The following is an 11,732-nucleotide window of genomic DNA, read 5'->3' on the forward strand; positions in this document are numbered from 1 at the left end:
ATCAGCGCGTTCATCAGGCCCTCATCAGAGCGGTCAAACGTCGAAGCGACGCGGCAGGTCAGGCGTGCGGCAGATCAGGCGGTGCGGCAGACGGCAATCCGGCGGCAGACCGCGCCCGGGACGGCGAGTCGCTGTTCGCTGTCCCGGACGCGGTCGTGGCGCGGCGGTGCCACCGCCCTGGGTGCCGCCCGCGATCCGGCTACCCGGCCGCGCGCGGGAGCTTGGCGACTCCGGATGACGTCAGCGGGACCTTCCTTGCGACGGACGCGAGTTGCTGCGGCGTGGCCGCCGCGGGAGCGGCCTGCGCCGCGTTCTCCTTCACCGGGCCGCGCATCGGCGGCACGATCGGCGTGGCCGCCGAGCTGAGTCGGAGCGTGACCGCCGACTGCAGCCTGCCGGGGCTCATCCAGCCGGAGAGCTCGCCCGCGTAGGACGTGCCGACCGCGCCCGTGCCGAGCAGCAGCGACTGCGTCGTGCCGGCGGGCATCGTGACCGGGATCTTCACCCCCGCCGGCGCCTGCAGCGTGACCACGTTGCCCACCCGGTACGCGGTGACCCGCCCCGAGGAGACGGCGCTCTGCCAGGCGGAGCGCTGCTGCAGCTCCGTGCCGATGGCGGACTCGCGCAGGTCGACGATGGGTGCGTCAGCGGCCGTCAGGTTGGCGTAGTCGCTCAACAGCGTGTCCAGCACCGGGTAGAGGATGCGGTCCTCGGCCAGGTTGGACTGGTGGGCGTAGTGCGGGTCGGGGTCGTCACCGAGGATGTGGCCCATGTCGATCCGGGCCTCCAGCGGCACGATGTAGTCCGCATAACCGGTCGTCTCGTTCAGCGCTGCCGGCAGGCAGGTGGTGGTGGCCGGGTTGGCCGTGCAGATGCCGCTGCCGCCCTGGGCCGTCGCGGTGTAGAGCCAGTTGTACTCGTCGACCTCGTCGGCGGCCGTGCCCGCGTTGTAGTAGACGCTCATCGGGTAGCGCGGCACCGTGAGCGCGCTGCCGACGGCCCGCTGCTGCGGCTCACGGGAGTGGTCGCTGCCGGTCCACTTGACGCCGGCGGCAGCCAGCGCCGGGGCCAGGTTGGGGTTGTCGACCGGCTGCTGCGGCAGCGTCTTCAGACCCGAGTGCTCACCGGTGACCAGCTCGGTCGGGTCGATGCTGATGCCGTGCTGCTTGGCCCACTGGACGTTCTGCGTGATCGCGGTCTGGATGGTCTGCTGGCTCACCCACTCGGTCGCGCCGCTCGTGCTCGCGGTGCAGGACCAGGGCACGGTCGCGGTGTTCTGGACGCAGCCCAGGAACGGGTGGTCGTAGGTGTGGTTCATCCAGCGGAACGAGCTCTTGTCCGCCAGCAGCGCGTCCGTCAACGGGTCGTCGACGGTGCCGTTCTGGGTGGCGTCGTCACTGCCGCCGCCGTTGAAGAGGAAGTCGAAGGTGAAGCCGTGCGCCTGCTCCCACTGCTTGGCGTAGGCGACGTCGGCCGCGCTCATCCGGATCTCCGACGGCGCCGGGGTGCCCTTGCACGCGGAGGCGGCGTCGCCCGGCGTGCACTTGGCGGTGCTGCTCCACCGGTCGTCCGGCAGGAAGACGTCGTCGATGTCCTGTTCGAAGTAGTTGCGGTCGAACCCGATGTGGACGCCCTGGGTCATCCAGTCGACGATGCCGCGCGCGAGCAGCCGGTACTGCTGCTGGTACTGGTTGTAGGCGAAGGTGAGCACCAGCTCGGAGACGCCGCTGTGGTCGTACTCGCCCGCCAGCACCCCCTGCGTGCCGCCCGCGCCCGGGATCGGCATGGTGACCAGCGGGGTGAAGGCGGCGCCGGCCGCCTGCGTGGCCAGCGGGGTGGCCAGGTAGCCATAGCTCTCGACGACGTTCGGGTCGTTGTTCTCGAACGGGACGCTGCCCTTGAGATACCGGAACGGGCCGCTGAGACCGGCCGTGGTGACCTGGCCGTTCATGCCGTCCAGAGCGCCGATGTAGCCGGGGTTGGTGGCCCAGTTGAGCCCGACGGCGGGCTGGGCGTAGGTGTAGGCGTCGACCTGACGGATGCCGAAGGTCTGCTCGTAGCCGACGAGTGCGGCCATCTCGGCCGAACCTGCCGGGAACGGCGCGTTGTTGGGCAGCACCACGGACTGGTACTTCGCCTCGGTACGGCCGAGGGAGTCGGTGCCGCTCAGGAACGCGGCGGTGATGGTCGGCCGCTTGGTATCCGAGAGGACCACGCGCGTGTACGGCGTGCCGGTCAGGTCCAGCTCGTTGACGATGGCGGCGACCGAGGGGCCGCCGTCGTCGACCACGAGGACTTTGAGATCGATGCGCTGCGATCCGCTCACAGCCTGCGCCCCGACCGTCGGCGCGGCGAACGCCAGCAGCCCCGCTGCGGTAAGAGCAGCGGCCCAACGGGTCCTGCGACCCATGTCGTCCCCTCCCGGGCACGCCGATGCCCGGGGAGCGGGCAGGCATGCCGAAGAATCCAGTGAAGAGTGAAGTCGAAGTGCGATGTGCCACGTTCGAGATGTGCGATGTGCGAAAGCAGACGTGCCAGTGCAAAGTCGAAACACCCGGGAGGACGGACCTCCGGGACCCCCATGAAGCAGCTCCCTCGCTGCGGAAACCAGGCTAGGAGCGCCGACAGCGGCGCACCCACCGGGTTGGCCGATCTCCACTCTCTCCAGTGAGATTCTGAACGCCAGTTTGATTGCCATCACTTGATCAAGTGAGCGGTGTCAGTGGTCGGGCATAGGCTCCCCGACATGACGACCGAGTCGCAGTTGCCCGAACTCTCCGCCGACCAGGCGCGCCGGATCGCCCTGCGCGCCCAGGGGTTGCTCGGCGCGCCCGACCGCCGGGCGGGTGTGCGCGGCATGCTGCGCAGCCTCGGTTCGGTCCAGCTGGACACCATCTCGGTGCTCGCCCGTTCCCACGAGCTGATCCCCTACGCCCGGCTCGGGGCGGTGGGCCGCGACGCGGTCGAGCAGGCCTACTGGAGCGACGGCCACTCCTTCGAGTACTGGTCGCACGCCGCCTGCATCCTGCCGGTCGAGGAGTGGCCGCTCTTCGCCTTCCGACGGCGGCGCTTCCTGGAGCGCGGCCACCGCTGGCACCGGATGGAGGACGCGGAGCGCTCCTGCGCCGAGATCATCGCCAAACTGCGTGCCGAGGGCTCGCTGACGGCCACCGACCTGGGCGGCGCCAAGAAGGGCGGCGTCTGGTGGGACTGGTCGGAGTCCAAGATCGCCGTCGAGTGGCTGCTGGACACCGGGGTCGTGGTCTGCGCCGAGCGGCGCGGCTGGCGTCGCGTCTACACCCTGGCCGAGCAGGCCGTCCCCACCGAGCTGTTGAACACCGAGCTGGACGACGACGCGTGCCTGCGGCAGCTGGTCCGCCAGTCGGGTACGGCCCTGGGCGTGGCCACGGAGAAGGATCTGGCCGACTACCACCGGCTCAAGGTCGACCAGGTCACCGCTGCACTGCCGGAGTCCGGCCTGGTCCCGGTCCGCGTCGCCGGATGGGGGCAGAACGGCGGCCGGAACAGCGGTCTCACCGGCGGCCGTGCCACGGCGGGCTGGACCCGCGCCTGGGCCGATCCGGCCGCCCTCGCGCAGGAGCCGCGTGGTCGTCACCGGACCACCCTGCTCTCGCCGTTCGACTCGCTGATCTGGGACCGGGCCCGCACCGAGCGCGTCTTCGGCTTCACCCACCGCCTCGAGGCCTACACCCCCAAGCACAAGCGGGTCCACGGCTACTTCACCATGCCGCTGCTGTCCGGCGGCCGACTGGTCGGCCGGGTCGACCCGGCCCGCGAGAAAGGCACGCTGGTGGCCCGTCAGGTCTCACTGACCACCGCCAAGGCGGTGGAACCGCTCGCCGCGGCGCTGCGCGAGGCCGCCGAGTGGGTGGGCTGCGACGCCGTCCGGGTCGAGCAGCTCCACGACGAGTCCCTGCGCACCCCGCTGGAGAAGCTGCTGGCGAAGTGAACCGCAGGCGGTGGTCGGCTGGTCGGTCCTGGCCGGCCGGTCAGCTTATCTCGAGGATCTTCTCCCGCATCGCGTAGACCACGGCCTCCATCCGGGAGTGGAGCTGCAGCTTCTCCAGGATGTTGCGGACGTGGTTCTTCACGGTGTTCTCGCTGATGAAGAGCTGCTTGGCGATGTCCCGGTTGTTGAGTCCGGTGGCCACCAGCTTGAGGACCTCCATCTCACGGTCCGTCAGGCGCGGTGCGGGCAGCAGCTCCTGCTGGTCCGTCCGCTTCTGGATCATCGACTTGAACTCGGTCAGCAGCTTGGCCGCCATCGACGGGCTGATCTGCGACTGGCCGTCGGCGACCGCGCGGATGGCGGTGGCCACCTCGTCCGTGGAGATCTCCTTGAGCAGGTAGCCCGTGGCACCCGCCTTGATCGCCTCGTAGAGGTCGGCCTCCTCGTCGCTGATGGTCAGCATGATGATCTTCGTGCTCGGGGCGACCTCCTTGATGGCCGTGCACGCCTCGATGCCGCTCCGGCGCGGCATCCGCACGTCCATCAGGATGATGTCGGGCAACAGATCGGCTGCCTTGACCACGGCCTCGGCCCCGTCCCCGGCCTCGCCGACGACGGCGATGTCCTCCTCCTGGGCAAGGACGATCTCCAGTCCGCGCCGAAAAAGCGCGTGGTCGTCCACGACCAGTACCCGGATCGGCTCCACCATCCGGTCCCTCCCCCTTGGTGGGCGGCTTTCTGCGACATGATTTCACGCTTCGCGGATGTCGCGATCACCCGCCCACAGCGGGTTCCCCCGGAAGTGTGCCCGGGGGAACCCTTGATCTCCGTGGTCGTCCCTCCGTGAGCGGAGTACGTCAGCCGTCAGCTGCGTCAGCCGCAGGCAGACTACGTCCGCGGAGATCTACGCTCCGACCTTCAGGTGGATCACACCGTAGTCGTAGGCGTGGCGGCGGTAGACCACGCTCGGCTGCTTGGTCTCCGCGTCCACGAACAGGTAGAAGTCGTGGCCGACCAGCTCCATCTCGTACAGCGCCTGGTCGAGCGCCATCGGCTCGGCGGGGTGGGTCTTCTCGCGGACCACAAGTGGCCCGTCGCCCTCCACCTCCACCGATCCCTGCATCGTCTTCCTGAGCTCCGGGCTGAGCTCCTCGGCGGTAGCCTGCCCGGGAGTGTCCGACAGGGCGGCGGTCGCGGCCGCGACGCTCAGCGGCGCCCGCGGGCCCTTGCAGATCCGCCGCCGGTCGGCGGCCTTGCGCAGTTGCGCGTCCAGCTTGGCCGAGGCCAGGTCAAGAGCGGAGTACGGGTCGGAGGAGCTGGCCTCCGCCCGGATCACCGGGCCACGGCTGTGCAGCGTGATCTCCACCTGGTCGGAGTGCTCGGCCTGGCGCGGGTTGCGCTCCTTAGAGACCTCGACGTCGACGCTGATCACCTTGCCGTCGAGCTTGTTGATCCGCTCCAGCTTCTCGGCGACGTGCCTGCGGAACCGCTCCGGAACCTCGGTCTTGCGACCCTTGACGACGATGTCCACGCAGAACTCCGATCCTTCGCGCTTCATGCCCAGGGACCCGAAGGTCCGCCGGGCCCATCGAGAACGCAGCGCCGCCCGCTCGGAGTCGGGCGGTACCGCCCCTCAGTCCCCTTCATCCCCAATCGGAACGGTGGGAACCCCATGGAACAACGGTTCCCGGGGTTCCGCCCGTCCGACATCGAGGCGAAGGTCCCGACTGAGGAGCCATACGTCCTGACCTCCCAAACTCGCCGCGCTCACGGGGCTTGTACAGCCCCCGCGCGGCTCCTACCCCCGTTCGGATGAACATCACGTAAATGTCCCTCGTCAACGAGGTGCACGCGGCACTCTGAGGACTCCCTTCAACCTTCTCTCGGAGTCGCCGATGGAGCCATTCGTAGCGGCATTTCCGGCCACGGAATCAGTGGCCGTGTCGCCGTCGACGCCGGTGCCGAAGCCGCCGCTCCCGGTCCGGCTGCTCGACGCCACGCTCGATCTGCTGCTCCCCGCCGCCTGCGTCGGCTGCGGCGTCGCCCGCACGCAGCTGTGTCACGAGTGCCGGCGGCACCTGACCGCCGCCGAGCCACTCCGCGCGCGTCCTGCGCATCCGCCGCCGGGGCTGCCCGAGATCTACGCGGCGGTCCGCTACGGCGGCCCGGCCCGCCAGGTGCTGCTCGCGCACAAGGAGCGCGGAGCGCTGCGGCTGGCCACCCCACTGGGCCAGGCACTGGCCCTGGCCGCCCGCGCCGCGTTCCCTGCCACACCCAGCACGGAACGCCCGCTGCTGCTGGTCCCGATGCCGAGTACGACCCACACCACGCGCGCCCGTGGCCACAATCCGACGGTGCGCGTCGCCCGCGCGGCGGCCTCAGCGCTGCGCGCCGCGGGCATCCCCACCCGGGTCGTTCCCGCGCTGCGTCACGGCCGGGCCGTGGCCGACCAGTCCGGCCTCGACGCGGCGGCACGACAACGAAACCTGCGCGGCGCACTCACCGTTCACGCCCACCGCACCACGCTCCGCGAGGGCCACGTCCTGGTGGTTGACGACCTCGTCACCACCGGCGCCAGCCTCTCGGAGGCGACCCGTGCCCTCGCCGAGGCGGGCGCGGACGTCCTCGCGGGCGCCGTCGTCGCAGCGACGCAGCTCCGCGACTGAGCTGATCCCACCCCGGAGCCGTGCAGCACCGCGGAAGGCCCTTGAAGGCCCGGCAGGAGCCGGGTGTCAGCCCGGGAAGCGAGGAGCGCTGCCCTTGTCCGTGCCGGAGGTGCCGTCACCGACGGGGGCCCAGCTGGCTGCGGCCAGCATCCGGAAGACCGACTCCGACGATGAGGCCACCAGTCGCGGCGTCGGCCCTGGGAAGGCCGTGATGTCGCCGATGCCGTTGAGCGCCGGGAGGATCCCCCCGTCCGTGCCCGAGGGCGAGCCGTCGATCTCGACCGAGATCGGCGTCAGGGTGCGCGTCGTCGACGGGAGGCCCAGGACGACCAGGCTGTCGCCGTCGGTCCACGCCATCGACGAGACCGAGCTGATCGACTGGGCGATCGTCCGCAGTCCGTCGATCGCGAGCTGCGGCGACGCCTCCGTGCCGAGCCGATGGACCCGCCCGATCACCACCGTGGTGTCCGAAGTGTTCGGGTCCTCGACCAGCAGGGCGATCCGGGCTCCGTCCGTGGCGACGCGGACCTGCTTGACGGTCCCCTGCAGGCCGGTCACGTTCACCGGGACCTCGTGGCCGTTCTCGACCGCCCGCAGCGACGGGTTGTTCGGGTCGGAGTCCACCGCCCACAGCGTGCCCGTGCCGTCCCAGCTCGGCGAGGAGAGCCCACCGGACGCGCTGGTCAGGACCGGCTCGGTCGGCGCCGTGGACGCGTGCAGCGAACTGACGTAGACCGCACCGCCGTTCTTTGTCACGGTCGCGACCGCACCGTCACTGCGCGGCGACACCGCGAAGCTGCCGATCCCGCCGCCGGCGGCGGACGCGGCGGCCGACAGCAGCGCACCCGACACCGGCTGCGGGTCCGCCGAGCCACCGGAACCGGAGGCCGACGGGGGAACGCTGACCAGATGACGGTCGGCGTTCAGGTAGTACACCGTGCCGGACGGGTCGAGCGGACTCATCGCCTGGTAGAGGTTGCCGCCGTCCGCGCTGCACTGCTCCGGGCCGTTGTGACCCTGGTAGAGCGCGACGGACTGCACCGCCACGGAGGGCTCACCCGAGGCGGAGACGTCGACCTCGCTCAGCGTGTCGTACAGCTGCGCGGCCATCGCCTGGCACGACACGTCGGCCCACTGCGCGCCCTGGCCCAGCGTGAGATACGCCTTGATCTGGGAGCCGCTGGTGTCCAGGTCGATGGAGGAACCCGGCGGGAACGCGTTGGCCACCACGGGCGACAGCCACTTGCTCGGCCCGGCCAGCAGTTGGCGGGCCGCGTACGTCATCGGGTCGATGTGGCTGCGGATGTAGACCGGATCGGCCACCAGCGGACTGCGGCCCCCGCTGGTGGTGCCGCCGTCGGCCGGGTAGTACAGGTTGACCGACTCGTATATCCCGGGGAAGTCCTGCTCGGTGAGCAGGATGCCCTGCGGCAGCGAGGTGATCCGCCACTGGCCCTGGGCGTTCTTCTGGAAGACGAAGTTCTCGCTGACCGTCTGCTGGTCGCCCGGAGCGTACGAGCCGTGCGCGTCCAGGGTCGCCATCCGACGGCCGGTGACCGAGACAGTGACCTGCTTGCCGTTGTCCGACGTCTGCGACGGCGAGCCGCGCTGGTCCAGCACCGTGAGCTGAGCCCCGGGTTCCCAGGACGTGCCCGGTGCCAGGTACTTACGGGCGTTGGTGTAGTCCGCCTCGTCGCTGGCGAGGTCGTCGAGGAACCCGGTGAGCAGCGCCGACGGCGACTCGTTGTCCTTCGGCGGCACGGCGATGAGCTGCACCGTCGAGTCCTGCGCGGTACCGGTCTGCTGGCCCCCGACGGAGGGGATCGGCCCGCTGGAGGGCATGGCGGCGCATCCGACGACCAGCAGCGCGCTGCCGGTCACCGCCACCATGCTCACCGTGCGACGACGGCTGTTCGCCTGGCCCATCTCACTTCTCTCCATCGTTGCCGCCGTTGCGGGACGGGGCTTCGCTGCCTGCCAAGCCGACCGGTGCGGCGTCCTCCGCCGGAGCTGCGGTCGCCGACTCGCACGCCTCCTTGGGCACGACCACCTGCGCTCCGCCGGAACCGAGCGCGAGCCCGGGGACCGTGCCCAGATCCGCCGGATTGCTCGCCGGTCCCTGCCGGGCCGGACCCGGCAGCGCGGGGATCACCGAACCGTACCCCAGCACCCCGCCGAGCCCCGGGCCGAGGCTCGGCTGCTGCCCGGACAGGTCCGTCTCGCCGACGCCACCCACGCCGCCCACACTTCCCGCACCCGCAGCGCGCACGTGCCCCGAGGCACGGCCGCCGGTGGCTCCTGCCGCCAGCACCGCCGTCGCCCCGGCCGGACGGGCCCGCCGGTAGGGACTGCCGGACACGTCGAGACCTCGGTTGCCCCGGGAGTCCCCCGGCTCCAGCGGGATCGGCGAGCGCGAGATCTCCGCCCCGGCGTTCCGCGGGATGGTCAGCCGGAACTGCGAGCCTCCGCCCGGCTCACCCCACGCGTGCAGCCAGCCGCCGTGCAGCGCGGCGTCCTCCAGCGCGATGGACAGACCCAGGCCCGTGCCGCCGGTGGTACGCGCCCGAGCCGGGTCGGCGCGCCAGAAGCGGTTGAAGACGCGGGCCGCCTCACCGGGCTTGAGCCCGATGCCCCGGTCACGCACGGCCACGGCCACAGCGCCGTCGCCGGCGGCGAGCCGGACGTCGATGTCCCGGCCCTCGCCGTGCTCCAGGGCGTTGACGACCAGGTTGCGCAGAATGCGCTCGATGCGCCGCGGATCCACCTCGGCAACGACGGGCTCGTCCCCGCCGACCACGTGGATGGTGCTGCCCTTCCGCTTGGCCAGCGGGTCGGCGCCCTCGATCACCCGGGCGACGACGTCGCGCAGGTCCGCCGGCTCCGAGTCGAGGATGGCCGCGCCCGCGTCGAAGCGGCTGATCTCCAGCAAGTCCGCGAGGAGCGACTCGAAACGGTCCAGCTGGTTCTGCAGCAGCTCGGCCGAGCGGGCAGCCGCCGGGTCGTCGAAGTCCTCGCGGGACTCGTAGAGCAGGTCCGCGGCCATCCGAACGGTCGTCAGCGGTGTCCGCAGCTCGTGCGAGACGTCGGAGACGAAGCGACGCTGCACCCGGGAGAGCTCCTCCAGCTGCCGGATCTGCGCCTGGAGCGCCCCCGCCATCCGATTGAACGATTCTCCAAGACGGGTGATGTCGTCGGTACCGGAGACCTTCATCCGCTCCTCGAGCCGCCCGGAGGCGAGCTGCTCGGAGATCTCGGCGGCCATCCGGATCGGCGTCACCACCTGGCGCACCACGAGCCAGGAGATGGCTCCCAACAGGATCACCACGAAGACCCCGGCGGTCGCCAGCGTCCCCGAGACCAGACTGAGTGTCTTGGTCTCCTGCGTGAACGGAAAGACGTAGTAGAGCTGGTACGAGCTGACGTCCGGAACGGCGATCTGCTCGCCCACCACCATCCCCGGCTCGCTCGGCGTGCCGTTGAGGTAGGTGACGGTGGAGAAGGAGCCCTCCGGGGTGCCGTTGGCCGCGGCGACCCGCGTCTGGAGCTCCGCCGGGATCGTCTGCGGATCCACGTGGCCGGTGTCGCGCACCGCCCGCAGTGCGGGGCTGGTGTCGCTCGCCACGGTGTCGCCGGGCAGCATGCCCAGTACGTAGTAGGAGCCCGCGCCACTGGCCGCCAGCGAGTGGACCTGCTCGGTCATCACGTCGCCGACGTCGACCGAGTAGGTCGGACCGCCGGCCGTCGCCGAGCCCGCAGCGGCCTTGTGCGTGTCGGTCCCGAGGCTGCTGGTCGCGGCCTTGGCCGCGGCGAAGCCACTGTCGGCCTGCGTCTGCGCGGACTGCAGCTTGGCCTGGAGCAGGCCGTTGCGAACCTGGTTCATCACCACGATGCCCAGCAAGGCGACGACGCCCACGGACAGCACCAGGGTGGTCGCCACGACACGCAGCTGGATGGAGCGACGGTACAGACCCACAGCACGCCGGAAAGGGCTGCGCAGGCGTCGGCCGACCAGGACGAGCAGCGCACGAGTGCTGCCGTCCGTGGCGGCCCGACCGCTCCTGCTTCTCCGACCGTCCGTGCTCTTCCGACCGTCCGCGGTGTCCCGGCTGTCCGCAGCGTTCCGGCTCTCGTCGGTGCCGGTCGACTGCCCGCCGTCCTGGTCGGGCAGGACGGCGGGCGTCTGACCAGTCATCTCAGTTCGGTCCCGCCTTGTAGCCGACACCGCGCACGGTCACCACGATCTCGGGACGCTCAGGGTCCCGCTCGATCTTCGACCGGAGTCGCTGCACATGGACGTTGACGAGGCGGGTGTCCGCGGCATGGCGGTAGCCCCAGACCTGCTCCAGCAGCACCTCACGGGTGAAGACCTGCCACGGCTTGCGCGCCAGCGCGACCAGCAGGTCGAACTCCAGCGGCGTGAGCGGGATGCTGCGGCCGTCACGCTTGACCGAGTGGCCGGCCACATCGATGACCAGGTCACCGATGGCCAGCTGCTCCGGGCTCGGCTCCTCGGCACGACGCAGACGCGCGCGCACGCGGGCGACGAGCTCCTTCGGCTTGAACGGCTTGGTCATGTAGTCGTCCGCACCGGACTCCAGACCCACGACCACGTCGACGGTGTCCGTCTTCGCGGTCAACATCACGATCGGTACGCCGGACTCGGCACGGATCTGCCGGCAGACGTCGATCCCGTCCCTGCCCGGCAGCATCAGGTCCAAGAGTACGAGGTCGGGTTTGACCTCACGGAAAACGGCCAGGGCCTTGTCACCATCGGCAACGAAGCTCGGCTCGAATCCCTCCCCCCGCAGCACGATGCCAAGCATCTCGGCCAGAGCAGTGTCGTCATCGACGATCAGGACGCGTCCCTTCATAGTCTCCATGCTCTCATCTCTGAAACGTGACCTGGGGCACAGTCGGCGAGACTTCCGCCACTCGTTCGAGCAACGAGCGGGTGACGGGCCTGACAACGAGTGTGACAGGTGGGACAGGTGACACTAGTGAAACGCAGTGAAGCCCCCTGACACATGGTCAGGGGGCTTCACTGGAAAGATTGTTCGGCGGCGTCCTACTCTCCCACAGGGTCCCCCCTGCAGTAC

Annotated in this window: 8 protein-coding genes; 2 read left to right on the top strand and 6 right to left on the bottom strand. The window is 70.4% G+C overall.

Annotated features, from left to right (window positions below; genetic code table 11):
- Positions 1-199 precede the first annotated feature (199 nt).
- Entirely contained in the window at positions 200-2,410 is a 2,211-nt protein-coding gene (locus ABH940_RS35115; protein ID WP_370072806.1) for a hypothetical protein, read from the bottom strand.
- A gap of 336 nt (positions 2,411-2,746) precedes the next feature.
- On the opposite strand from ABH940_RS35115, the gene ABH940_RS35120 reads away from it, so the two are divergent.
- The gene (locus ABH940_RS35120) at positions 2,747-3,970 is read left to right on the top strand and encodes a winged helix-turn-helix domain-containing protein (RefSeq protein ID WP_370072807.1); all 1,224 of its coding nucleotides are present in this window, start codon (positions 2,747-2,749) and stop codon (positions 3,968-3,970) included.
- A 40-nt stretch (positions 3,971-4,010) separates the two neighbouring features.
- On the opposite strand, the gene ABH940_RS35125 is transcribed toward ABH940_RS35120, so the two are convergent.
- Both ABH940_RS35125 and hpf read right to left on the bottom strand, forming a co-directional pair.
- On the bottom strand, positions 4,011-4,679 hold the full coding sequence (locus ABH940_RS35125) for a response regulator (RefSeq protein ID WP_370072808.1): 669 nt from the start codon (positions 4,677-4,679) through the stop codon (positions 4,011-4,013).
- Between the two features lie 195 nt (positions 4,680-4,874).
- Positions 4,875-5,501: a ribosome hibernation-promoting factor, HPF/YfiA family gene (gene hpf / locus ABH940_RS35130; protein WP_370072813.1), complete on the bottom strand. Its 627-nt coding sequence runs from the start codon at positions 5,499-5,501 to the stop codon at positions 4,875-4,877.
- A gap of 409 nt (positions 5,502-5,910) precedes the next feature.
- Here hpf and ABH940_RS35135 point away from each other — a divergent pair, with 409 nt between their 5' ends.
- Positions 5,911-6,636: a ComF family protein gene (locus ABH940_RS35135; protein WP_370107126.1), complete on the top strand. Its 726-nt coding sequence runs from the start codon at positions 5,911-5,913 to the stop codon at positions 6,634-6,636.
- A gap of 66 nt (positions 6,637-6,702) precedes the next feature.
- Here the strand turns inward: ABH940_RS35135 and ABH940_RS35140 are convergent, their stop codons facing one another.
- Genes ABH940_RS35140 through mtrA form a run of 3 tightly spaced genes read right to left on the bottom strand, consistent with a single transcriptional unit; the run spans position 6,703 to position 11,507 of the window.
- Positions 6,703-8,562: an LpqB family beta-propeller domain-containing protein gene (locus ABH940_RS35140; RefSeq protein WP_370072810.1), complete on the bottom strand. Its 1,860-nt coding sequence runs from the start codon at positions 8,560-8,562 to the stop codon at positions 6,703-6,705.
- Between the two features lies 1 nt (position 8,563).
- Positions 8,564-10,828 (bottom strand): MtrAB system histidine kinase MtrB, encoded by a 2,265-nt coding sequence (gene mtrB / locus ABH940_RS35145; RefSeq protein WP_370072811.1) that lies wholly within the window; start codon positions 10,826-10,828, stop codon positions 8,564-8,566.
- Position 10,829: 1 nt separating this feature from the next.
- Entirely contained in the window at positions 10,830-11,507 is a 678-nt protein-coding gene (gene mtrA, locus ABH940_RS35150; RefSeq protein ID WP_037605443.1) for an MtrAB system response regulator MtrA, read from the bottom strand.
- Positions 11,508-11,732 lie beyond the last annotated feature (225 nt).

Source organism: Streptacidiphilus sp. BW17 (assembly GCF_041262485.1).
Taxonomy (GTDB): Bacteria; Actinomycetota; Actinomycetes; order Streptomycetales; family Streptomycetaceae; genus Streptacidiphilus.